The organism is Candidatus Colwellia aromaticivorans, assembly GCF_003333305.1.
GTDB classification, from domain to species: Bacteria; Pseudomonadota; Gammaproteobacteria; order Enterobacterales; family Alteromonadaceae; genus Colwellia; species Colwellia aromaticivorans.
In genome coordinates this window covers 107,243-132,478 of sequence record NZ_QOLD01000098.1, presented here as the reverse complement: position 1 = coordinate 132,478, position 25,236 = coordinate 107,243, and the positions used below count along the sequence as shown (strand labels likewise).

Here is a 25,236-nt window from a genome sequence, read left to right as displayed (position 1 = left end):
TAGAGCTCGTTAATAAGATTTGAAAATACGTCCGCGAAAATATCATAGAGCCAGAGTTAGCTACTCAATTTAGAGCTCGTACATAAGTTCGCATTTAATTCTTTAAAAATAATTTTTATTGTTGACAAGGGGGAGTCCACATAAGCTACATCCATGTAGCGCCCTTAAAAACAGATGCAACGAAGAGCATGATTTACTCAGACATCCCCGTAGGGCTGGTTTAGAAACGTTTTATGCAGCGTTATTGATTTCGACAATAGAACAACTATTATCTTCAATCAATGCCTTGCGTACATGGATGTAGGTACTTAGGTTCAGTCTGGAACTATGAACCTGTGTCTAAAGACGTTTCTAATTCCAGCTGAATCCTGCATTTTGAAGTAACACGGGTATATAAGTAATGAACAAAAATAATCATGATTTATGATGAATCATTGTTAAAATCATATCATAACTCGTTTGCCAATTTTTATAGTCTAATCTAATCGGAATTAGCTCTCCATCCACCGCGAGTACTAAAGAAGGAAAGCCTTGAATAGGCATTGCCCTTACTTTCGCTATTTCATTAACTAATTGTTGCTTTAACTTATCACTATTGATCTGTTGTGCAAATAAGTCTCCATCAAGCCCAATAGAGGTAGCAAGTTTGATTAGTGTACCCACCTCAGATGGATTCTGCGCGTGTAAATAATAAGCTTCTTGTATGGCCAAACACATGGCTTGTTCTTTCTGATATTGCCTAGCAAAAATAGCTGCACGACATGATGGATAAGTTGAGCGTTTTGGTTGGCATTTTGACCAAAAATCAAAATTAAATTGAGTTCCTAACTCCTCAGAGATCTTGTGCCAAGTTTGCTGTAAAAAATGTTGCGTCTTTTCAGGCATAGGAACATTAGAGTCTTCAGCTAAGCCACCCACCATAGTGTTAACCTGCACCACAGATTCAAGTTTTTTTTGTAAAAGAAGCCACGTTGGTCGATAACCCCAACACCAGCTACACATAGGATCATAAATATAATATAAAATTGGTTTTGGCATATTGTTCACTTACTTTTCACCTTCTAAGCCGGGTAAAATAGAATAAAATAGTATTTCGATTAATTACAAATTACAATGTTAAGCAACTCTGTTGTTATCTTGACTTTCAAAAATAAACATCATTGAAAACGATTAAATTGATGCTTTTATTTATGCCAATAGTCAAAAAACCGCCTAATGAGAACTTAATGGCTTACTTACTTTTATCACTCACTACATTATTTTGGGCTGGAAATTTTGTGTTAGGTCGTTCGATGCATTTAGTTATATCGCCCATCGTTATGGCTGAATTACGTTGGTTACTAGCCTTACTGATAATTTCTCCATTTTTACTACCAAAACTGAAAAAAAATAAAGCTATTATCTTACAATATTGGCCAGTTCTCACCTTATTGTCAGTATTGAGTGTAGCCTGTTTCAATACTTTTATATACTTAGGGTTAACGATTACAACAGCAACTAATGCGACAATTTTACAATCAGTTATTCCTATAGCCATTTTAATATTATCGGCATTTTGGCTTAAAGAAACGGTATCAAAACAGCAATGGCTGGGCGTTTTTATTTCACTGAGTGGTGTCTTAATACTGATAACAAAAGGAGACTTATCAAGCTTACTTGAATTCACCATAAATCAGGGGGATATATATGTGTTAATTGCGGTGATTTTCTGGGCAACCTATTCAATATTATTACGTTACCGACCAGCTGAACTAGATGGATTTACTTTTTTTGGCGTTACCGTTTTAGTCGGTTCCATCGCGCTACTCCCTTTCGCACTAATTGAGTATCACTATTATTCACCTGTCATTGTTTGGCAAAACAGTTCGCTATTAACCATACTATATATGGCTATTTTTCCCTCAATTCTAGCGTATGTTTTTTGGAATAAAGGTGTCAGTGAATTAGGTGCAGCCAAAGCAGGCTTGTTTATACATTTAATGCCTTGCTATGGACTTGTATTATCTTCATTTTTTCTTGATGAAGAAATTTATCTTTTCCACATTGGCGGGATTTTGTTGATTTTTTGTGGTATATACTTAGCTGTTTTTACCAAAATAGCTTTTGCCAAAACATCGACTTAATATTTGAGTAAATAAACCAAAATAGTTAAAAATCACCACCTAAAGGCGGTGATTTTTACAACTCCTGCTGGAAATTTATACCTTAAAAGTACTTGCCAGATCTTGTAAAGATGTAGCTAGCTTAGCTTGCTCTCTAGCTGTTATCGCTATTTGATTCGCTCCTTCGGTACTTTCCATTGATTTTTCTTCAACAGCAACTACATTTTGTGCAACGTCTTGGGTTACCACAGCTTGTTCCTCTATTGCTGTCGCTATTTGATCTGCCATAGCAAAAATAGTACTGACAGACTCGGTGATTTCTTCAAGCACTAATTCAACATTTTTTGAATTTTTCACGGCATCTTCTGCTTTTTTCTGACTTGTTTCAATCACATTAAAAGCCGCATTAGCATCACCTTGTAACGATAAAATAAAACTTTCAATTTCTGCGGTAGATTCTTGGGTTCGTTGAGCCAACGTTCTTACTTCATCTGCAACAACAGCAAAACCGCGTCCTTGCTCACCCGCTCTTGCCGCTTCAATAGCTGCATTTAAGGCAAGTAAATTGGTTTGTGCCGCAACTGACTTAATAACATCAACTACGCTAGTAATATTATTGCTACTTTTATGCAAATTACTAATTTGCTGTGCTAAGCCATCAATTTCACTCGCTAAGGTTTCTATTGATTGGTAAGACTTCTGTACGATTTCCAAGCCATGCTTTGCTTTATCATCGGCATCTTTTGCAGAAGCGGCAGTATTTTGCGTATTAGCCGCAACTTCTCTTACCGTGGCGGATAACTCTTCAATTGCTGTCGCAATTAACGCAATACCATCTTGCTGTTCTACTAATGATTGAGAATTATATTCACAGGTCTGTGAGGTTTCTTCAGAGGCCGAAGCTAAGGTCATACTTGATGATGAAATATCTTTAATTACATCCGAAAATTTATCTAGTGTTTTATTCAAAGATACTGAAATTTGACCGAGTTCACTATTATCTTCATAGCTACTTTGCACGGTTAAGTCATTTTCATGTCTTACCTTTTCCATTACTGTCGTTAAGTTGCGTACTCGGCCCGTTAATTCATTAGTCGTATAAAAGCTAATTGTTAACGCTAAAATAATTAATAACGAACTCACAATGGTGTTAACCATCATAGCTTGAAAGGCATTATTTTCTTTTTCTTCAACTAGCGCCAAAATTTTATTACCTAGGTAATCTTCAACTTTTTTCAACTGACCAATACGCCCTGTTGATTGAGCAAACCAATATTCAGCTTCGATACCAAAATCACTTTGTTTACTTATTGCTACTGCTCTTAATTTCAATACTTCTTTAACTGCACTGCTATTTAGCTGCTGTTCAAAGTACTTGTTACCCTGCTCATTAGACAGTTTATTGAAATTATCAAAATAAACATTTTGTTCACTTACTAACGTTATAAATTTGGCATACAACCCTTCAGAAAAATTATTCTTCGCAAAAGTATTACTTAATACTGCACGCTCAACTCCCGCTCGTTCTTTACCTTGGAGAAAATTATAATAGGCAATTGTTTCCTTCGTTATTAAAGCATCAGAGCTAATATTAGCGTTTAAGATTGCTACACTTAATAACTTTTTATTTAATTGAGTGTAATAATTTATTGCTTTACCTATCGAAATAGATTGTGAGTCTACTTGTTGACGAATTGATGCTAGTTTTTGTAAGGATTGGTTAATAGTAGTGTTAAGTTGCTTTATTTCATTAAGACTAAAGTCATTGCCACCCCAAAAGCTTTCTTTTTTTGTACGCTTTTGATTAGTCTCTTGTCGTTGATTTTGTAATTTCTTTGAGAATTTAGTTCCTTTTGATCCTAAAAATCCCGCTGTCATACCGCGTTCTTTTTGTAGTTCATGTACTAATTCACTATACACCACGGATAATTCAGTCAATGGTGATATGGTCGACATTTCGTTTTTAATAGCAACACCATCAATAATTGAACTGATACTTAGCCAAAGAAAACCCATCATAGGTAAAGCGAGCAAACTGAAAATTTTCTTTCTAAATGACAGGTTAGCAAAGTTCATAGATATCCTTAAAAAATTTTAATCATTGATTTAGCACTTTGAAGTATAGTAACAAGCGCATATTCAACCACTTATTGCTCTTTAGTATGATGACTTATCAACAAATTAAAAAGCACGTTTAGTCGAAATCACAGCGTAATCTACTCTCGGAGCTAGACTGCGACGTTGGTCTATTTATACTGAATTTTTCTTACTTTGTTAACTAAAGCATTATATTACAATCAAGGATTATACGATGCACAATCCCTTTTAGCGAATAAAATAGTTCTTATTAATGAAGCTATTAGTAAATTAGAGCTGCTGATATAGCTAGTTCAGCTAAAAATTGAGTGTTTCTTCTGCAATTAGAAAAAGCGTTACTAGATATCTATTGAAAAGAATAAATGTGGCTATGCATAATACTTGAGATTACCAACTACAAAATGAAATTTACTTCCAATATGATCACTCCTGCCATTGACTGTGTGAGAACCCAATCACCTGGTCTCCACGTTTTATCAAACCACTCCTGACCTGGGCCGTATAAGCGAAGTAATGAGTGAAATGCTGAAGCGATTAAGAGAAACATTTGATGATGAATTATTTTATCGAACTTCGGATGGTTTAATTCCATCTGAAAAAGCAAAGCAAATAGGTAAAATATTACCTGATATATTTGATGAGCTAAACGGTGTGATTAGGGCTATTGATCTTTCGCGGTTAAATTTCAGGCAAAAAAAAACCGATAGTAGAACTATCGGCGGATTAGCTATGAGGAGAGCTATAATATTCAATTATTACAAAAAATGTTCATATAAAGGGAACAAAAGAATTATAGAGTATATACTCTAAGATGACAAGTCCAAGACTAATTTAATTATATTTTTATTGTTTTCTTGAGAAATAATAAAAATATTACCAATCTTCAATGCGTAGCTACGCATAATATTTGAGATTACCAATCACCAAATGAGATTGAACTCTTATTATTATGATTTCAAATACCACATAGTTGTGATTAAGTTTTAGTATAGTAACGGTAATTTTGGATCACTGTGATACGAAAGCGGAGACTTTTTAATCTCAGATTAATACAATTTCTGGCTTAACGTTTTCAACTGTTTTAGCAGCCCATGCTTATTAGCTTGTTGTATATACTAAACTTTTTCTGTAATAACATTTATACCAAACGACTTAGCTAAGTCGTCAATATTTATTGTTATATCATCTACAAAGTTTTTGCATTTTGATGAAAATCAAATGGATTATGCATATTGAAAGTCAGATAAATACTGGGGGAGTAACTCAGGTAATAATGGCTTGGAGAAGTAATAACCTTGAATATAGTCACAACCTAATAAAACAAGAATATCTACTTCTTTTTTTAATTCAACACCCTCTGCAACAACAGATATACCAAGCGCATTAGCCATTGAAATAATAGCTGACACAAGCACTACATCACCATCTACTTTTGTCATTTCAGAAATGAAGCCTCTATCTATTTTTAGTGTGTCAATTGGAAACCTACGTAAATAGTTCAATGACGAATAGCCTGTACCAAAATCATCTAGCGCTATTGTACAACCAGCACTTTGCAATTCATTAAGTATAGTTATGCATTTATCGTTTTCAGGAGCAAGAGCGCTTTCGGTTAGTTCAAAACAAATACTTTCAGGGCTAAGGTTGTATTTTTTTATGGTATCAAGCCATGAAGTATCATCAGCACCAGAAGAAAACTCATAAATAGAACGGTTTACATTGATAATGATATCAGTAAAGCCCATTTTTTTGAGATTGATTAATTCCATACAGGCTTTGTTTAGAACCAAATCTCCTATTTGTGATATCAAACCAAATTTTTCTGCTGTCGGAATAAATTCTACTGGGGAAACCCATGAGCCGCTCTTATTCCAACGAATAAGGGCTTCAAATTTAGTCACGGATTGATTTTTTAAAGACACTATAGGTTGATAAACTACACTAAATTCATCATTTTCAATGGCTGATTCTAATGATAATTTTAATTGTTCTTCTTTGTTCGCTTTATCAGATAGCAGTTGACTGTAAAATTCAAAAGAGTTTCGTCCATTATCTTTAGCGGCAAACATAGCCTGCTCTGCTTTTTCAAATAACCTATGTACATCCTGTGCATCTCGTCTAAAGTAAGCAATGCCAATACTTAACGTTATTTTTACATTAATATCATTGATTACGAAAGGCTTGATGAATTCATGAGTAACTTCATCGATAAAGTGAACGATAGAATCCTGATTAATTAAGTGATTAACAAACAATGCGAAATTATCACCACTAGTGCGAGCTACAATATCACTACTTCTAATGATTGACTGTAATCTATTAGCTACTTGTATAAGTACTTCATCCCCAAATGAATGACTATATAAGCTGTTAAATTTTTTAAATAAATCAATATCTATAACAAGCAAAGCTGCAGGAGTATTACATTCAATTTGATTTTCGTATTGTATTATTGAACGTTCAATGAAGGTGAATAGAGTCTTTTTATTCGCGGCTTTGGTTAAATCATCATATGAATCTTGAAATTTCCTTTTTTCTTTAGCGACGTGCTGTTCTGTAATATCCGTAAAAAAAGCAGTGTAATGGGTAAGTTCATTATTCTCGTCTATAATAGCCGTAATAGAAAGCCATTCTAAATATTCATTACCATCCTTACGCTTATTCCAAATCTCACCTTGCCAGTGGCCTTTGTTATTGATGCCTGACCACATAGCTTGATAAAAAGACTTACTTTGTTTTCCTGAACTTAACGTTTTTGGTGTTTTACCTTGTAAATCTATTTGTGTGTAACCCGTCATTTGAGTAAATGATGGGTTGACATAAGTGATGTATTTATTTTTATCACAAACCATGATGGCTTCGTGAGTATTTTCAATAATACTATTAGAAAACTCTATTGTTTGTAGATAGCTACTTTTATGTAACTCTTTTTCTATCAAACCAGAAAAAAGTAAAAAGAGCGCTTCCACCTCTTGAACCTTGCTTATTTCTTCTGTAAATAATGCGACCAAAATAGCATTAGCTTCCCCTTTACTTGTATTTAAAGGAACGCCTACATATCCATTAATATCCATATCTACGAGTAATTGGTCATCTGGATAAAGATCTTGAACATTACAACTATGAGTACAATTAGACCCATTAGAAACTTCAGCACAAGGAGTGAATTCAAGTCCATAAGTAAAGTTGTCGACTTTACGCCCTCTATTTGCTACAGAAATAGATGTCGCATTTTTTTTAGTCTCATCAATAGTGGCTATAAAAACAAAATCTGCGTCAATGGCGCTACTCAGTGATATACAAATTTCATCAAAGAAATTATTGCTATTAATATTTGATATACTTTTTACGATACTTGTTATTCTATGGACATTCATAAATGTTTTTAACTCAAACAAGATTTCTTTATAAGAAACCTATATTAATGATGGTTTATCTAGAAAAGTCCTTTTCATTGATGCTAAATATTTTTTAATACACACAATTAATTTAAGGGAATTAATTTAAGCTGTTTAAAATAACAATTTAATTATATTATTAATATGATCGGTATCAACGAATATTCACTTTTTGACTCCACCAGCCCACCTATTGTGCTTTCATATTGTTTTTAGTCAAAAATTGATTATGCATATTTAGAGTCAGTTAAATACTGAGAAAGTAACTCAGGTACTAATTGATACAAATGTCCGGAATGTCGGATCAAAAGTAATAAGGTAATCCACATTTTGAGGTATCACGGGTATATACGTAGTTACAAGTGCAAACAGAAGTTAAAGGCTTTTGCATACTGCTTTAAATCAACAAAAGTCTACCTGATATTTGTCGATTTACCTCACATACAGTAAACTATCGACAATTACCAAAACCAGTGAATAGCAGATGCCAGCTTCAGAACAAAATCAATCTCCAGATAAACAAGATTCAACACCAGACAACACCACTCACTTTGGCTACAAGACCATTGATAAAGAAGATAAAGTTTCTATGGTAGCCGGTGTTTTTCATTCTGTAGCAAAGCAGTATGATGTGATGAATGACTTAATGTCATTTGGTGTTCATCGTTTATGGAAGCGATTTACCATTGATGCCAGTGGTGTTCGTCCTGGCAATAAAGTCCTTGATTTAGCCGGTGGCACCGGTGATTTAACGGCAAAATTTTCTCAATTGGTAGGTAAAGAAGGCAAAGTTATACTTGCAGATATTAACAGCTCGATGCTCAATGTTGGTCGTGATAAATTACGCGATAAAGGTTTAGTGCAAAATATAGAGTACGTACAAGCTAATGCCCAATATTTACCCTTTGAAGATAACACCTTTGATATTGTCACTATCGCTTTTGGTTTACGTAATGTAACCGACAAAGACATGGCGCTACGTTCAATATATCGCGTACTAAAACCCGGTGGCCGTTTATTAGTACTTGAGTTTTCCAAGCCAGAGCATGAATTGCTTAACAAAGCATACGACTTTTATTCGTTTAATATTTTACCTAAAATGGGTGAGTTAGTTGCCAAAGACGGTGATAGCTATCAATATTTAGCGGAGTCTATTCGTATGCACCCTGATCAAGAAACGCTAAAAACCATGATGGATAATGCTGGCTTTGAACAAACTAGCTTTAAGAATTTAACCGGTGGTGTGGTCGCCTTACACAAAGGTTATAAGTTTTAATTCTTATGACGACTACATTATCAAAAATAGCCTCTAGCTTAATGATTTCACAAGCTTTAACATCAGCATTAGAAGTGATGATTAACAAAACGTTAGCATTAAGCACAGCCAATGTATCGTTAGAAAAGTTGATACAAAAAACCTTAACACTTGAGTTAGAAGAGTTAGGTTTCCCGCTGAGCTTCACTGTTTGTAACGCCATCGAAAATCCACAAATTGTGGTAACAACACTGACTGAAGGCGTCGACTGCACCATAAAAACCAGTCTAAGCACCTTACGAGAATTAAAAGCAGAGCAACAAATCACTGAGTTAATAAAACAAAACAAATTAGACTTAACGGGTGATGTAAAAGTAGCACAACAATTCGCTAACGTAGCCGAAAATTTAGATATTGATTGGCAAAGTGAATTAGCCAATCAAATTGGTGATATACCCACGCATAAACTTATGCAATTAGGTAAGCGAGTATCGACAAAAGTACAATTTGCAGCCAAGCAGATTAAAGCCGATGCCAGTGAATATATAGTGCATGAAAAACGCTTAGTGGTCACACGTAGCCAAATTGACCAATTCAATCAACAGGTATTTGAGGTAAGCGAACAAGTTGATATGCTGAATCAACGAATATCGCAGCTAATCAACCGTAAAGCCAACCATTAAATAACAACAAGGATCTTCAATAACGTGAGTAGCATACGACTATACCGCATTGTTAAAACATTTTTACACTATGGCTTAGATGAGATGGTGCCGAAGAAAATGTTGCCTTGGTATGCAAAACTTGGTCGTTTTTCATTTTTTTGGTTAAGAAACAAACACAAAGATAAAGCCGTCGCGGTGCGTTTTCGATTAGCGATTGAGTCGCTTGGCCCAGTATTTATTAAGTTTGGCCAAATGCTTTCCACACGTCGTGATTTATTACCGCCTGACTTTGCCGATGAACTCGCCTTATTACAAGATCAAGTCACCCCATTTGATGGTGAATTAGCCAAACAATTAATCATTGATGCCATGGGCGTTAAAATGTTCGAGCAACATTTTAGTGACTTTGACATAGAACCTTTAGCATCAGCTTCTATCGCCCAAGTACATACCGCTACTTTGCTTGAAAACGATGCAGAGATAAATGTCGTTATTAAAATATTGCGTCCTAATATTAGTCAAACTATTCTAGCCGATTTAAAAGTAATGTCGCGCTTTGCTGGTATTGTCGCCCGTTGGTTATCCGACGGTAAACGCTTAAGACCAAAAGAAGTTGTTGCTGAATACCGTAAAACTATTTTAGATGAATTAGATCTCAATCGTGAAGGGGCTAATGCAATTCAGCTAAAACGTAACTTTGAACAAGGCAGTGAATACGACAAAGTACTTTATGTGCCTGAAATTTACAGTGAATACAGCTCTAAAAAAATATTAGTCATGGAGCGCATTTATGGCATAGGCGTCGCCGAAATTGATACGCTTTCACAGCTTGGCGTTGATATGAAATTATTAGCGGAGCGTGGCGTTGAAGTATTCTTCACGCAAGTTTTCCGTGATAGTTTTTTCCACGCCGACATGCACCCTGGTAATGTTTTTGTTGATGCAACTAATCCGGCTGATCCTACATGGATCGCGATTGATTGTGGTATTGTTGGTACATTAAATCGAGACGATAAACGTTATTTGGCCGAAAATTTCGTGGCTTTTTTTAACCGTGATTATCGAAAAGTAGCGCAATTACACGTAGATTCAGGTTGGGTACCCGCCACGACCAGTGTAGATGAATTTGAATTCGCTATTCGAACCGTTTGTGAGCCAATTTTTAACAAGCCATTGTCTGAAATTTCTTTCGGACAAGTATTAGTTAACTTATTTAACACTGCCCGTCGCTTTAATATGGAAGTACAACCACAGCTAGTGCTACTGCAAAAAACGCTACTTTATATCGAAGGCTTAGGTCGTCAGCTTTATCCACAATTAGATTTATGGCAAACCGCTAAACCTTTTTTAGAAAACTGGGTTAAAGAGCAAATGGGCGTAAAAGCGGTATTAACTAAAATTAAAGATAACCTACCCTTTTGGAATGAAAAGCTCCCTGAAATTCCTGACCTTGTTTATGATTACTTAAAAATTGGCAAGGAAAACCAGCAACAGCAAACTTTATTGATGCAAAAGTTACTTGTGCAACAAACTCAGCAAAGTAAACATATGGTGATTAGTATACTTGTGGCTGGAGCGGTTATTGCTTTAGCGATAGTCTTTGTTGCTTAACTGATAAACAGGGATAAATAACCACCGTTCACCCTGAGCGTGAGGCACGAACAGTCGAAGGGCGACAAGCTTCCTTCGACAAACTTCCTTCGACTACTCGTTCCTCGCGCTCAGGATGAGCGGGGATATATAAACGCCGTTCGTCCTGAGCGTGAGGAACGAACAGTCGAAGGATTACTTCTTATTAAACAACGCCCGTAGATTTGCCATACCTTGTTTATTCGACTGCTCTTTATGCGCATCTGTTTTCTTTACTTGCCCTAGTTCCCAGTTCAAATCATCTTGAGGTAATTCATGTAAAAAACGACTGGCTTCGGTGCGAGAAACCTCACCAAACTGACGGCGTTCTCTCGCGTAAGTAAATATTAACTCACGCCGTGCACGAGTAATACCTACATAAGCTAAACGACGCTCTTCTTCAACGCTGCCTTCATCTATGCTGGTTTGGTGAGGCAATAAACCTTCTTCCATGCCAATTAAAAATACATAGGGAAATTCCAAACCTTTTGAGGCATGTAAAGTCATTAATTGTACTTGATCGTTGTTGTCTTCTTCTTCGTTACGCTCCATCATGTCACGTAATGTTAACCGGGTAACAATTTGTGGCAAGTTCATCGGCTCTTCATCATCCGAGCCCTCTAGCATTTGCGTTACCCAACTAAATAGCTCAGTGACATTCTTCATACGCATTTCCGCCGCTTTTGCACTAGGCGAAGTGTCATAGAGAAAATCTTCATAGTTTATTTCACGGATCATCGATCGCAACACCGCAGCAGTATCGCCCCGCTCAGTTTGATCGGCAACATTAACTAACCATTGCGTAAATGCTTGCAGCTTCATTAAGCTACGACCAGTTAGTGTTTGCTCTAGCCCTAATTCAAAACTAGCAGCAAACATACTGATTTTCCGCATATTGGCATAATTACCAAGCTTTTCTAACGTTGCTGGACCAAGTTCACGCCTTGGTACATTAACAATACGCAAGAAAGCATTGTCATCATCCGGGTTAACTAGTACGCGTAAATAGGCCATTACGTCTTTTATTTCTGCACGTGAGAAAAAAGACGTTCCGCCACTAATTTTATAGGGTATTCGGTTCGTCATCAGTGCTTTTTCAAGTAAACGTGACTGATGATTGCCCCGATATAAAATAGCATAGTCTTTATAGCTGCTACGATTCATAAAGCGGTGACCAATTAATTCACCAATAATGCGCGAGACTTCATCTTCTTCATTTTTGGTTTGCACCACACGCAATTCAACACCATAAGCTAGCTCACTAAATAATGCTTTATCATAAATATGGGGATTATTCGCAATAAGCGTATTGGCACACTTCAAAATACGCCCACTTGATCGGTAATTTTGTTCTAGCTTAATCAGTTTTAGTTGTGGGAAATCTTTCCCTAGCAAATTTAAGTTTTCAGGTTTTGCGCCACGCCAAGAGTAAATAGACTGATCATCATCACCTACTACCGTTAAACGCGCACGCTCACCCGCAATTTGTTTTATTAATTCGTATTGACTCGCATTGGTATCTTGGTATTCATCGACTAATAAATATCGAATTTTACTTTGCCAACGCATCCGTACTTCCTCATAATTTTTCATTAATAAGGTAGGAATAAGAATGAGATCATCAAAATCAAGTGCGTTGTAGGCTTTCATGTGTTGATGATAACGCTGATAAAATTCAGCGTATTCTTGCGTATCAGCATCACCTGCCATTTTAAGTGCCGCATCAGGTAAGAACAGATCATTTTTCCAGTTAGAAATCATACGTTGTAACTTACTCAGTAAGTCTTTATCGCCATCAAGTTCGTCCATGGTCAACTCTTTCATTAACGCCAGAGAATCTTGATCATCAAACAAGGTAAAGCCCGGCTTATAACCTAATACTTTAATTTCTCTACGAACAATATCTAAACCTAGCGAATGAAAGGTCGAAACAGTTAAACCACGCGTTAAGTCTTTGCCTAGCATTTTGACAATACGTTCTTTCATTTCGCGCGCGGCTTTATTGGTGAAAGTCACCGCGGCAATATTGCGTGCCTTGTAATCACACTTTTGAATAAGGTGAGCAATTTTTTGACAAATAACGCCCGTCTTACCCGAGCCAGCGCCGGCAAGTACAAGGCAAGGGCCGCTAACATATTTAACAGCTTCGTTCTGTCCAGGATTAAGTTTCATTGTAATGGTTCATCTTATTGCTATTTGATTCAAGCTGCACAAATACAGAAATGGTGTGATAAAAATTTACGGTCGCTGATTTTACCTGTTTTTACTCTAAGACAAAACAGTTACAATGTTAATATCAATCTCACTTGTTTTATGAAACTGTTATAACAAGTTAAATTTCAGGAAATACTTATGCTAAATGCAAAAAAAATTGAAGAGATAGCCAAACAAGTAACCGATGCCCTGCCGCCAAGCTTAAAGAATATGGCTAATGATTTTGAAGATAAAACCAAAACCGTATTACAACGTAAATTATCACAACTTGATGTGGTAACTCGTGAAGAGTTTGATGTACAAACGCAAGTATTGATTAAAACTCGCAGTAAAATAGCCGCATTAGAAGCGCGATTAGTTGAGTTAGAAGCAAATAAGGAAAGTAACGAGCTAGAAAAGTAGCGAGTTACGAAAACAGCTAAATATCATAGCATGTCTTCGAAACTCGTCACTCGCAACTCGCATCTATTAACCCATATGTTCAAATATTTACTATTCACATTAGCCATAGTGGGGTTTATGACCAAAGCTGACAACAATATATTTACCACTGAACATCAGCTTTCGAGTCGGTATGTGGATGAAATAGCTCACTTTTGGCAACAAGGTAACTTTTCCCATTTTAGTGGCATTGATAATGTTCGTATCAATTATGCTACTTTCATTAACACAACAGGGATTATGCCAAGCAAGTGCTTAGTTATTTCTTCAGGGCGCAGTGAAAGTTACCTAAAATATAAAGAACTCAGTTTCGATTTATTCAATAACGGTTATAGTATTTTTCTAATTGATCACCGTGGTCAGGGTTTATCTGAGCATTTGTTAGCAAACGTTCACAAAGGTCATATCGATAATTTTCAATATTATGTTGATGATCTAACCAGTTTTATTGAAAATATAGTGACTCCCCATTGCCAAGGTAGCAAACCTTATTTACTAGCCCATTCAATGGGGGCAGCAATTGGTGCCAGATATTTACAAGATTTCCCTAACAAGATACAAGCAGCAGTGCTGTCTTCGCCTATGTTTGGTTTCAATAGTGGTAGCGTTCCTGAGTTTATTGCCGAGTCGGCATTAAAAATTTCTGCACAGTTAAATCAATGGTTTGATGATACCCCTTGGTATTTTCCTGGCCATAAAGATTTCAGCCACAATGCATTTTCCGATAATATTTTAATGCATTCGCCAATTCGCTATCAGATCTTTAGTCAGCTATATAACACCACACCAGAAATTCAACTAGGCGGAGTAACAGTGTACTGGTTAACTGAGTCTCAAAAAGCGCTAGATAAAATATTCAACAATATAGATAAAATCACCGCCCCAACATTGGTATTACAAGCGGGTCAGGATAAGATTATAAAGAATCAAGCTCAAAATGACTTTTGTCAGCAATTACACCTATTACAGCCGCACTCTTGCCCCAATGGCAAACCGCTAATAATAGATGATGCTTATCATGAATTGTTTTTTGAAAGTGATGTTTACCGTGAACAAGCACTAAATGCTGTTATGGAATGGTTTGAAAAGCATTAGTAAATCCTTCGACAAGCTTCCTTCCTTCGACCCTTCGACAAGCTCAGGGCAAGCGGCAGAACCCCTCTTTGCCCTGAGCGTCTCCGTTCATCCTGAGCGCAAACGGTGGTGCACAAGGCAAACGGTGGTGCACAAGACAAGCGGTGGAGAAAAGGACGAACGGAAATGACAGAGATGCTCAAGGTAAACGAAGCACTCCGCTTGCCCTGAGCTTGAGTTATAAATATACCGTTCTCCCTGAGCCTGTCGAAGGGTCGAAGGGTCGAAGGAAGGGTGTTACTTCAACTCTTCAGGGACAACAGAACTTGGATCATGATGAATAAACACTTCGCACGGCGCAAGCGCTTGGCAAATTTCCTGTTCTATATCATCACCAATACTGTGTGCTTCTAATAGCGATAAGCTGTCATTTAACTCTAAGTGAAATTGAATAAAACGCTGCGCGCCTGACTGTCTTGTGCGTAGTTCGTGTAAACCTAAAGTATGTTCATGGGCTAAAATAATGGCGGTTATTTGAGCCACTTCATCATCATTTAATTCATGATCCATTAACTGGTAAACACTTTGATAAATAATTTGACCTGCGCCAAACAATAAATACAAAGCAACGGCAATGGTAAATACCCCATCAGCTTGTAGCCAAATTCCTTGACTTAAAATGATAGCCGCTAACACGCCTAGATTTAAAAGCAAATCTGACTGGTAATGTAGCGCATCGGCATTAATAACAATAGAACCTGTTTTTTTAATAACAAATCGCTGAAAAATCACTAAAACAAGTGTCAATACAATCGCAATAATTGTCACCCAAATAGCCACCTCACTATGCACAATCACTTGTGGATTTATAACCCGTTCCACGCCATTGAAAATAAGCAACAGAGCAGAGCCAAGCACAAAAGCAGCTTGCACCAAACCCGCCAAACTTTCCGCTTTACCATGACCAAATTTATGTTCTTTATCGGCCGGCGCTAAAGCAAAGCGTAAAATAACAATATTCATTACCGAAGCGAATAAATCTAAAATAGAATCGGTGGTAGATGCCAACATAGCGCTAGAGTCACTAACCAACCAGGCATAAAACTTAATGACCACAAGCAATAATGCGACAGACGAAGAACTAATAGCGGCTAGCTTCACCCAATAAGCATAATCTTTATGATGACTTTCATCGCTTGTTTGCTTGTTAACTGTTTTTTCTGACATGAAAATAAGGCTTAAAAGGGAATTTGTAGTTATAATAACAAAAATTTCTATTACTACTCAAACTTATCATTATGCTAGATGTTGTGCTTTTTCAACCACAAATTCCGCCAAATACTGGCAATATAATTCGCCTATGTGCCAATTCAGGTTTTCGTTTACATTTAATTGAGCCTCTTGGCTTTGATTTAGACGATAAGAAATTACGTAGAGCTGGTCTTGATTATCATGAATTTGCCGCAATAAATCGCCATAAAAATTTCGACGCGTTTGTTAAGCAAGAGCAACCAAAACGCATACTCGCGATTACCACCAAAACCAATAACTTTTATGGTGATATTACTTTTACTCAGGGGGATTATTTATTATTCGGCTCAGAAACCAGTGGTTTGCCTGAAGAAGTACGAAGTCAGATCCCCGATAAAGATAAAATTCGTATTCCTATGTTGAAAGAAAGCCGTAGTATGAATTTATCTAACGCCGCTGCCGTAATTGTTTATGATGCGTGGCGCCAGTTAGGCTTTGTCAATGCAGTATAATCCTTCCTTCGACTGCTTCGCGCTCAGGACGAACGGTAGTACTCTAAATTAATGAGGGCGAACGGTGAGAATCAAGACGAAGGGAAATAGAAAAATACCGGTTACCCTCCCTTCGACAAGCTCAGGATGAACGGATAAAACCAGAACGAGCAGTCGAAGGGCGAAACCCGTCACTCGTAACTAAAAACTGTTGTTATTCTTGCTTTTGATCACGAGATAGCAAATCAGCTGCTGCTAATTTTGCGGCCTTACCTTGATAAAGTACTTGATATACTTGCTCAACAATAGGCATTTCAACATTCATTCGCTGTGCTAACGTATGAACTTCTTTGGTATTTCGATAACCTTCTACCACTTGGCCAATATCGGTCATCGCCTGTTCAACGCCAACACCTTTACCTAGTGCCAAACCAAAGCGACGATTTCGAGACTGATTATCGGTACAAGTAAGTACCAAATCACCTAAACCTGCCATGCCCATAAAAGTGGCAGGATCAGCCTTTAAGGCGGTGCCTAAACGGGTCATTTCAGCTAAACCTCGGGTAATTAAGGCAGTACGAGCATTAGCACCAAAGCCAATACCATCAGCTATGCCTGCGCCAATAGCAATAACATTTTTAACCGCACCACCTAATTGAACCCCAATAAAGTCTTTATTAGGGTAAACCCGAAAGCATTTTTCGCAATGTAATAAATTTGAGAGTGTTGCAGCAAAGTCATCATCAGTAGACGATAACGTAATAGCGGTGGGTAGGCCTGCTGCCATCTCTTTAGCAAAGGTTGGGCCAGACAATACCGCTAGCGCAACGTCTTCGCCTAAGATCTTTCGAGCGACATTTTGTAATAAGTCACCTGACTGAGGATCTAACCCCTTGGTTGCCCAAGCAATTTTAACATTAGGGTTAGCTGATTCATCAAGCACAGATTTAATTTGCTTGAGCATATCGCCAAAGGCATGGCTAGGCACAACCACTAAAACATTATCACTGGCTTGTATTGCTAGGCGTAAATCGCTTGTTACTTGCAAACTATCAGGAAAAGTACAGCCCGCTAAATATTTAGCGTTTTCACGTACACTTTTCATGTCATTTACTTGGAGGGCATCTCGTCCCCACAGAAGGGTTTTATGACCATTTCGTGCTAAACAAATCGCTAATGCAGTACCATATGATCCTGAACCTAACACAGTGATTTTGGCAGAAACAGTCATAAACTTTCTCGCTATTCGAAGATTATTTTACCGGTCAAACTAACGTTCGACCTACTAAGTTAGTGAGTTTCAGTGCTTTCTGGAACATTCGCTTGTGCTTCAGCTGCACGTTGCTGTACATAAGAAGCAAATAAAGCTTCAAAGTTTACTGGAGATAAATTAAATTGTGGGAATGAACCACGATTTACTAGGCTAGCAATAGTTTCACGTGCATACGGGAACAATGTAGTAGGACAAAAAGCACCAATGGTATGCGCTAATTGCTGTTCAGGTAAGTTACCAATAGTGAAAATACCTGCTTGTTGAACTTCCGCTAAAAAGGCTGTTTGACCTTCAACGGTAGCCGTTACTGTTACTGCCAGAACTACTTCAAAAGTATTTTCCGCTAATTTATTAGAACGAGTATCTAAATCTAATTTAATTTCTGGCTTCCAATCTGATTGAAAAATAGCAGGCGAGTTTGGCGTTTCAAAAGACACATCTTTAGTGTAAACACGTTGAATGGCAAATTGTGGCCCTGCTTGTTCTTCTTGTGTCGCTTCAGTTACTTCGTTTTGATTTTCATCACTCATGATAATTTCCTATGTTTTTATATTTTGTTTTTATCTTTATCAGCTAACTTTTCAGTTATTTATTCTACCAATAAAACATCTAATTTATGATTCATTTCTAATGCGACTAGTTGGTCGCAACCACCAATGTGAACATCATCAATGAATATTTGTGGCACGGTATAACTGCCATTACTGCGGGCAATCATTTTTTCACGCAATGCCATATTACTATTAATGCTGATTTCTTCAACTTTCAGTGCAGGAAAAGCAGTTGCTTTATGCTCAAGTAAGGAAATCGCTCGTGTACAAAATGGACAGTAGCCTTTGGTGTATATTTCAACTTTGGCCATAAATAATTCTCTTAAATTTATTAAGTTGCTTCTGAACTAGTCAGTTACGAGCAAAGAATGTATCGAGTAACGAAAACAACTAACTCTCTAAGGTTTTTCTTCGTAACTCGTAACTAGTTACCCGTAGTTTATCTCTTAGTTACTGGTAAATTAGCGCCAGTCCATGCACCCATACCACCTTTCAATACACTAACACGAGAAAAACCCGCTTTATGTAAATCATTAGCAACTTTTACCGCACTAATACCGGCACTGCATACAACAATGATGGGATTCTCTTTGTGCTTTTCAAGGCTAGCAAAGCCATTTTTGGTGATTTTTTCATTCGTTAAACCAACAGCATCAAGAATATGATTTGTGTTAAAGTCTTTTTCACTACGAATATCAAGGGCGACGCCTTCTTCTCTATTCATTAAAAATGTCAGCTCTTGTGTGCTAATTTGTTTAATCGGTGACATTTGAATTCTAATCGTTATCACGATAATAGCAACGACAAGGGCAACCCAAGCTGCACTTAACATATTGTTGTTGGTGGCAAAAGTAATAAATTGTTCCATAAATAGTAACTCTTTCGGTAAATAATAAAGATGGTGAATAGTAAAATCGCCATATTATACCCAAGTGAGTTGGAATAGCGAGTTTATACACGATACTTCAAGTATCCGAGTTTCCTGCATATTGCTATAACATGGATATGGTAAGTACTCATGAATCATTTCTTGCTTAAATAAATGCGAGCAAAAGTGTACAATAGCAGCAACTAAATTTATACCAAGTTGATTGAGTTATACCAATTGAAATAATGAATCGACCAACTTAGAGTTACCTAGCGAGCTTAGAACAAACAAAATGAGTTAAACATAGTTATTCTATATTTCAGTCATTTTGTGATGTTATCAGTTTGCTACGAAACTCCCGAAGGGCGAGTTTAAAAGGTTTATATGCAGCGTTATTGATTTTGACAAGGGAGTAACCATTCTCTTCAATCAATGCCTTGCCTCTAAACCTTTTAATTCTCACTAAGTGGTGCATTCATTAATTCAATTGGTATTATTTCCCTCTCAGCGATAATTAAAAGGCACAGCAGTCATGGCGAATAAAAAACCTACCGTTTTAATCATTTTAGATGGCTGGGGCTATCGTGAACAAAGTAGTTCTAATGCAATTCAAGCCGCTAATACTCCAATACTCGATAAACTTAAAAGTGATTATCCAAACATGCTTATTCAAACGTCTGGCATGGCGGTGGGTTTACCTGACGGTCAAATGGGTAATTCTGAAGTAGGTCATGTAAATTTAGGTGCAGGTCGTGTTGTTTATCAAGATTTTACTCGAATAACTAAAGCCATTAGTGACGGTGAGTTTTCAAAAACACCTGCATTATGTAACGCGGTAGACAAGGCGATAGACAAAGATAAAGCAGTACATATATTTGGTTTGCTTTCACCTGGCGGTGTACATAGCCATGAAGATCACATTTTTTCCATGATGGAAATGGCCAAAGAACGTGGTGCAAATAAAGTTTATCTACATGCATTTTTAGATGGCCGGGATACACCACCGCGTAGTGCAAAAGCATCATTAGAAAAAGCCCAACAAAAATTCGAACAACTTTTTGCCAACTCTACTGGTGAAGGACAAGTTGCCTCTGTTATCGGTCGTTACTTTGCCATGGACAGAGATCAGCGCTGGGATCGCGTTGAAGCAGCCTATGACTTACTTGTATCGGGAATCAGTAAATACCAATATAACGATGCGGTATCTGCGTTAGAAAGCGCCTACGAACGCAATGAAAATGACGAATTTGTTAGTGCAAGTGCCATACTCAATAGCGCCGGTGAAGCAATTGAAGTTAACGATGGCGATGCTATGATTTTTATGAATTTTAGGGCTGATCGTGCCCGACAATTTAGTCGCTGTTTCACCGAAAAAAACTTTTCCGGCTTCACCCGCAAGAAAACACCTGCGATTAGTGACTTTGTTATGTTAACTCAATACGCCGCTGATATTGATGCCCACTGTGCATTTGCACCAAACACATTAAATAATGTGATGGGCGAATGGCTTGCTAAACATAACAAAACTCAATTACGTATTTCTGAAACGGAAAAATATGCTCACGTTACTTTTTTCTTTAGTGGTGGGCAGGAAGACACTTTTGATGGCGAACAACGCATTTTAGTCCCCTCTCCCGATGTTGCCACCTATGATTTACAGCCTGAAATGAATTCAACACTACTTACCGATAAATTAGTTGCTGCCATTGAAAGTGGTGAGCATGACTTTATCGTTTGTAATTACCCTAATGGCGATATGGTTGGTCATACTGGAGACTTTGATGCTGCGGTAAAAGCATGTGAAGCAGTTGATACTTGCATGGGACGTGTAGTTACCGCCTTACAAAAAGCCGGTGGCGAGTGTTTAATTACAGCCGATCATGGTAATGCCGAGCAAATGCTTGATGAAAATTCAGGCCAAGCTCATACTGCCCATACTTGTGAGCCAGTGCCATTAATTTATGTTGGTAGAAAAGCGGTGCCTGCAGCTACTGGTACATTAAGTGATATTTCACCAACGTTATTACATTTGATGGCAATGGAACAACCTGAAGAAATGACTGGTTCAGTATTGATGCAGCTTGATTAATACGGCACACTGATAAGAGTTACAATATAATAACAACTAATAATTAAATGATAACGTCGTCATTCAACGTCATACAAGTGTTTGGTAAATTAATAAGCTGCTTAGTTATCCTAAGCAGCTTAATTTTTGTCGATTTAAGTATGGCTGCTGACACCAGCAATCACAAAAAATCCAAACAACAAAACACCAGTAAACTTAATGATGTGCAACAAGCCATTGCCAAACAAGAATCGAATATATTTAAAACCAATAAAGACCGAATAACCTTAGAACAACAACTAAAAAATGATGATTTAGCTATCGCCAAAGCTGCAAAAGCCATCAGTGATACTGGGCAAAAACTAAAAGTAGCGAATAAAAAAATAGCTACCCTTAGTAAAGAAAAACAACAATTAGGCGCACAAAAAATTAGACAAGAGCGCTTACTCGCCCAGCAGCTACGTTCAGCTTACACTACCGGCCAGCATGACTATTTGAAATTAATTTTAAACCAAGATGAAAGTGAAAAAATTCAACGCACCATAAGTTATTATCAATATTTAAACAAAGCACGCATGATTGAAATTGATAAATTTAAAGCAACTATTACCCAGTTAATGCAAGTGACGACACAACATCAAGAACAAATAGGGCAACTAAAAAAATTAAAAGTTAATCAGCAACAACAACGAAAAAGTTTAAATAAAAACAAGAATGAACGGAGTAAAACCTTAGCATCTTTAAGTAAAAAGTTATTATCAAGCAAGCAACAATTAGCTAGATTAAAAGCCGAAGAAGCCAACCTAACCGCTGCTTTGCAAAAGCTGACTGCCCTTATTCGCGCAGAAGTTGATTTGATGGGATTAAGTAAATTAAAGCGTCAATTAACTTGGCCGGTAAAAGGCCGGCTTCTCCGCAGTTTTGGTAGTAGAAAACAGGGCTATCTAAAATGGAAAGGTGTCTTACTTGGTGCTCCCATTGGTAGACAAGTGCAAACGATACATAATGGCACTATTTTGTTCTCAGACTGGTTAAAAGGCTATGGTTTATTAACCGTGATTGATCACGGCAATGGTTACATGAGTTTATATGCCCATAATCAAACCTTATTAAAATCTGTCGGTGATAGAGTAGAAACGGGTGAGCCTATAGCTTTAGTAGGGCAAAGTGGTGGGCAAGATCAAGCCGGGCTTTATTTTGAGATTCGTCATCAAGGTAAGGCCGTTAATCCCAAACTGTGGTGTCGATAATTTACCTCCTAAATGTCCCCTTTCCTCCTCATTGATTTAGATTGCTGCCGTTCATCTTATGCTCCTCCGTTCATCTTGTGCTCCTCCGTTCGTCCTGAGCGCCTCCGTTCGTCCTGAGCGCCTCCGTTTGTCCTGAGCCTGTCGAAGGAAGCTTGTCGTCCTTCGACTGTTCGTTCCTCTCGCTCAGGATAAACGGTGTTTTCCGATTTCCGTTCGTCCTTTTCGCCACCGCTCATCTTGTGCACCGCCGTTAGTGCTGAGCACCTCCGTTCGTCCTGAGCTTGTCGAAGGAAGCAGCCCTTCGACAAGCTCAGGGGGAACGGTATGTTTATAACTCACGCTCAGGATGAACGGCAGTTATCTACCCCCGCTTGTCCTGAGCTTGTCGAAGGAAAAACTAAATGATATGCTTTAATTCCCTACCTACTTAATAAATACAAATAAAATGATTCCAGCTGTATCGAAGTTTTTTCTTCTTATCATTTTCTCCTTTACTACTCTTTTATCTGCTGCACCCGCGCAAACAAAGCCTGCACGTATCGCTATTGTGATTGACGACATTGGTTATCGATATACCGACAAACACGCACTGTCATTGCCCGGCGATATCACCTATTCTATTTTACCTCACACGCCTTATGGCAAAACATTAGCGATTAAGGCCAACGCCAACCACAAAGAAGTTTTACTTCATATTCCAATGGAAGCTGAAAATGGCAAGGAATTAGGCCCTGGTGCACTTACCAGTGCCATGAATAAAGCAGAAGTTCATGCCAGTTTAAATGAGTCTTTAGCAGAAATACCTTTTGCTATAGGCATTAATAATCATATGGGTAGCCATTTAACACAACTAGCCGAACCTATGTCATGGACAATGGGCTTTCTTAAACAACATCACCTACTATTTTTAGACAGTAAAACTAGTCCTTATTCCAAAGCTAGTACCATTGCTCAAAGAGAGGGAGTTCCCGTAGAAGGACGCCATATTTTTTTAGATAATGAATTAACTGATAGCTATATCAACAAACAATTTCAATCGTTAATTAAACATGCTAAAACCCAGGAATTTGCTATTGCAATAGCTCATCCACATCCTGAAACTATTCAAGCATTACTACGCTTAATCCCAACATTACAACAAAACAATATTGAGCTTGTGCCACTATCAGCTTTATATTCAATGCCAACAAATAGCCAGACAAGACTGGCAAGTGACTAGTAAGAGCAGTATCGAGCAAAAAAGTACCGAGTTGCGAAGTACCTCACTATCTGTCATTTTTCTTCAAAACTCGTCACTAATAACTCGCGTCTGTTTCCTATAACTTAATATTGTTTTCTTTCAATATTTTGTGTAAATATTTCACAGGGATCGCATAAGTAATACCGCTAGGATTACTTATCACCGCTTCTTTAGTACTTTGCACAAATACTTTATTAATAACTCCCAATACTTTACCCGTTTTCATATCATACATAGCACTGCCGCTATTACCTGGGTATGCCGTCGCATCAAGTTGATAAACAGAATAAGGATTGCGCATGCGTATTAACATTTTTAAACTAATCTGCCCTGCGGTTTGGGCCGGTATAACCGTTGGCGTAGTACTGGCAATAATGCCTCGGTGTGTAACGGGGTACAAACCTAAAACACCACCAATAGGAAATCCAGTAAAAGCAATATAACTACCATCGGGACGAATTTTTTTATCTGCCAAACTCATCGCTGGTAAGGGCGAACCAGATAATTTCAATATTGCCAGATCATATAAATCTGATGTAGCAATAATCTCAGCCTGTTTCACTTTAGCGTCTTTTCCTGAGCCAATAAACACCGCCATTTTTTGTAATAAAGATTCATCAAGCTCGGTTGGTAACACATGGGCATTAGTGATAACATAATGACCATCACCAATAACAAAACCAGAACCACGCAATATATTTTGTGGTCTACTTGTGGGTGTATGAATACCAATACCAACCACGGAAGGTTTTATTTTTGCTACCACATCAACAAATTCAGCTTTTGCTGGAATAATATAAAGCAAGCTGAAAACTGACAATAATATTAATGCTTTTTTTAACATTGTATTCTTCCTATCGGTATATTCTAAATTCTGTTTTAAATATAGTACCTTATTTAATTTATATTAAGGCTATTTTCAAATATTAATCATAATAGTAACTACTCACCTATCGTCACTCCCGAGATGTTTTAATCGGGGATTTAGTTTCTAAAAAGTGATGGGGCTTCGATCAAGACCTCGAAGATCCATTGGCTTTTAGTTTGGATTCAGGACGATGTGCTCCATGCATAGTCTAATAAGTGGCATCCATGCCACTTCAAGATGCAGGATCCAGCGAGAATTAAAAGGCTTATAGGCAAGGCATTGATTGAAGAGAATAGTTATTCTATTTTCAAAATCAATAACGCGGCATATACGCCTTTAAAACTCGCATCTTGAGGTGGTATGGGTATAGACTTTAAAAGATCATAAAGTTAATGTTATTAACTTGCTTGATAATGCCTTTCGCTGCAATAATAGGTTCCAATAGTCTAGGGTCTGTTGATCTTTCGCGGTTAAATTTTGTTCGAGATAAAAGCGTTTTAA

General features: G+C 37.4%; 21 protein-coding genes. 11 read left to right on the top strand and 10 right to left on the bottom strand.

Annotated features, from left to right (window positions below):
• Positions 1-414: 414 nt before the first annotated feature.
• Complete coding sequence (locus DWA31_RS16600; protein ID WP_114327680.1) at positions 415-1,038, bottom strand: DsbA family protein; 624 nt, start codon at positions 1,036-1,038, stop codon at positions 415-417.
• Positions 1,039-1,226: 188 nt separating this feature from the next.
• Here DWA31_RS16600 and DWA31_RS16595 point away from each other — a divergent pair, with 188 nt between their 5' ends.
• Complete coding sequence (locus DWA31_RS16595; protein WP_114327688.1) at positions 1,227-2,123, top strand: DMT family transporter; 897 nt, start codon at positions 1,227-1,229, stop codon at positions 2,121-2,123.
• 75 nt (positions 2,124-2,198) lie between these two features.
• Here DWA31_RS16595 and DWA31_RS16590 read toward each other — a convergent pair whose 3' ends face one another.
• Positions 2,199-4,178 (bottom strand): methyl-accepting chemotaxis protein, encoded by a 1,980-nt coding sequence (locus DWA31_RS16590; protein WP_114327679.1) that lies wholly within the window; start codon positions 4,176-4,178, stop codon positions 2,199-2,201.
• Between the two features lie 534 nt (positions 4,179-4,712).
• Between DWA31_RS16590 and DWA31_RS16580 the strand changes: the two genes are divergently transcribed.
• On the top strand, positions 4,713-5,009 hold the full coding sequence (locus tag DWA31_RS16580; RefSeq protein ID WP_114327677.1) for a helix-turn-helix domain-containing protein: 297 nt from the start codon (positions 4,713-4,715) through the stop codon (positions 5,007-5,009).
• A gap of 413 nt (positions 5,010-5,422) precedes the next feature.
• Here DWA31_RS16580 and DWA31_RS16575 read toward each other — a convergent pair whose 3' ends face one another.
• Positions 5,423-7,576 (bottom strand): sensor domain-containing protein, encoded by a 2,154-nt coding sequence (locus DWA31_RS16575; RefSeq protein WP_114327687.1) that lies wholly within the window; start codon positions 7,574-7,576, stop codon positions 5,423-5,425.
• Positions 7,577-8,081: 505 nt separating this feature from the next.
• Here DWA31_RS16575 and ubiE point away from each other — a divergent pair.
• Genes ubiE through ubiB form a run of 3 tightly spaced genes read left to right on the top strand, consistent with a single transcriptional unit; the run spans position 8,082 to position 11,128 of the window.
• The gene (gene ubiE, locus DWA31_RS16570) at positions 8,082-8,873 is read left to right on the top strand and encodes a bifunctional demethylmenaquinone methyltransferase/2-methoxy-6-polyprenyl-1,4-benzoquinol methylase UbiE (protein ID WP_114327676.1); all 792 of its coding nucleotides are present in this window, start codon (positions 8,082-8,084) and stop codon (positions 8,871-8,873) included.
• Between the two features lie 5 nt (positions 8,874-8,878).
• A complete protein-coding gene (locus tag DWA31_RS16565) occupies positions 8,879-9,535 on the top strand; it encodes a ubiquinone biosynthesis accessory factor UbiJ (protein ID WP_114327675.1) in 657 nt (218 codons plus the stop codon).
• A 24-nt stretch (positions 9,536-9,559) separates the two neighbouring features.
• Positions 9,560-11,128, top strand: a complete 1,569-nt coding sequence (gene ubiB / locus DWA31_RS16560; RefSeq protein ID WP_114327674.1) for a ubiquinone biosynthesis regulatory protein kinase UbiB — start codon at positions 9,560-9,562, stop codon at positions 11,126-11,128.
• A gap of 174 nt (positions 11,129-11,302) precedes the next feature.
• On the opposite strand, the gene rep is transcribed toward ubiB, so the two are convergent.
• Positions 11,303-13,318: a DNA helicase Rep gene (rep, locus tag DWA31_RS16555; protein WP_114327673.1), complete on the bottom strand. Its 2,016-nt coding sequence runs from the start codon at positions 13,316-13,318 to the stop codon at positions 11,303-11,305.
• 180 nt (positions 13,319-13,498) lie between these two features.
• Between rep and ubiK the strand changes: the two genes are divergently transcribed.
• Both ubiK and DWA31_RS16545 read left to right on the top strand, forming a co-directional pair.
• Positions 13,499-13,762, top strand: coding sequence for a ubiquinone biosynthesis accessory factor UbiK (gene ubiK / locus DWA31_RS16550; RefSeq protein ID WP_114327672.1), 264 nt, complete (start codon positions 13,499-13,501; stop codon positions 13,760-13,762).
• Between the two features lie 117 nt (positions 13,763-13,879).
• Positions 13,880-14,896 (top strand): alpha/beta fold hydrolase, encoded by a 1,017-nt coding sequence (locus DWA31_RS16545; protein ID WP_114327671.1) that lies wholly within the window; start codon positions 13,880-13,882, stop codon positions 14,894-14,896.
• A 276-nt stretch (positions 14,897-15,172) separates the two neighbouring features.
• Here the strand turns inward: DWA31_RS16545 and DWA31_RS16540 are convergent, their stop codons facing one another.
• Complete coding sequence (locus tag DWA31_RS16540; RefSeq protein ID WP_114327670.1) at positions 15,173-16,102, bottom strand: cation diffusion facilitator family transporter; 930 nt, start codon at positions 16,100-16,102, stop codon at positions 15,173-15,175.
• Between the two features lie 71 nt (positions 16,103-16,173).
• On the opposite strand from DWA31_RS16540, the gene trmL reads away from it, so the two are divergent.
• Positions 16,174-16,638: a tRNA (uridine(34)/cytosine(34)/5-carboxymethylaminomethyluridine(34)-2'-O)-methyltransferase TrmL gene (gene trmL, locus DWA31_RS16535; RefSeq protein WP_114327669.1), complete on the top strand. Its 465-nt coding sequence runs from the start codon at positions 16,174-16,176 to the stop codon at positions 16,636-16,638.
• Positions 16,639-16,831: 193 nt separating this feature from the next.
• Here trmL and gpsA read toward each other — a convergent pair whose 3' ends face one another.
• From gpsA to DWA31_RS16515, 4 genes are all read right to left on the bottom strand, one after another.
• Entirely contained in the window at positions 16,832-17,848 is a 1,017-nt protein-coding gene (gene gpsA, locus DWA31_RS16530) for an NAD(P)H-dependent glycerol-3-phosphate dehydrogenase (protein WP_114327668.1), read from the bottom strand.
• A 59-nt stretch (positions 17,849-17,907) separates the two neighbouring features.
• Entirely contained in the window at positions 17,908-18,420 is a 513-nt protein-coding gene (gene secB / locus DWA31_RS16525) for a protein-export chaperone SecB (protein WP_114327667.1), read from the bottom strand.
• A gap of 59 nt (positions 18,421-18,479) precedes the next feature.
• Positions 18,480-18,752, bottom strand: coding sequence for a glutaredoxin 3 (gene grxC / locus DWA31_RS16520; protein WP_114327666.1), 273 nt, complete (start codon positions 18,750-18,752; stop codon positions 18,480-18,482).
• Positions 18,753-18,880: 128 nt separating this feature from the next.
• Positions 18,881-19,309 (bottom strand): rhodanese-like domain-containing protein, encoded by a 429-nt coding sequence (locus tag DWA31_RS16515; protein ID WP_114327665.1) that lies wholly within the window; start codon positions 19,307-19,309, stop codon positions 18,881-18,883.
• A 532-nt stretch (positions 19,310-19,841) separates the two neighbouring features.
• Here DWA31_RS16515 and gpmI point away from each other — a divergent pair.
• The 3 genes from gpmI to DWA31_RS16495 all read left to right on the top strand — a co-directional run bounded on the left by gpmI (position 19,842) and on the right by DWA31_RS16495 (position 23,846).
• On the top strand, positions 19,842-21,398 hold the full coding sequence (gene gpmI / locus DWA31_RS16510; RefSeq protein ID WP_114327664.1) for a 2,3-bisphosphoglycerate-independent phosphoglycerate mutase: 1,557 nt from the start codon (positions 19,842-19,844) through the stop codon (positions 21,396-21,398).
• Between the two features lie 140 nt (positions 21,399-21,538).
• On the top strand, positions 21,539-22,627 hold the full coding sequence (locus tag DWA31_RS16505) for a murein hydrolase activator EnvC family protein (RefSeq protein ID WP_245942659.1): 1,089 nt from the start codon (positions 21,539-21,541) through the stop codon (positions 22,625-22,627).
• A 445-nt stretch (positions 22,628-23,072) separates the two neighbouring features.
• Positions 23,073-23,846: a divergent polysaccharide deacetylase family protein gene (locus DWA31_RS16495; RefSeq protein WP_114327661.1), complete on the top strand. Its 774-nt coding sequence runs from the start codon at positions 23,073-23,075 to the stop codon at positions 23,844-23,846.
• 97 nt (positions 23,847-23,943) lie between these two features.
• Here the strand turns inward: DWA31_RS16495 and DWA31_RS16490 are convergent, their stop codons facing one another.
• On the bottom strand, positions 23,944-24,711 hold the full coding sequence (locus tag DWA31_RS16490; RefSeq protein WP_114327660.1) for a S1 family peptidase: 768 nt from the start codon (positions 24,709-24,711) through the stop codon (positions 23,944-23,946).
• Positions 24,712-25,236: the final 525 nt, after the last annotated feature.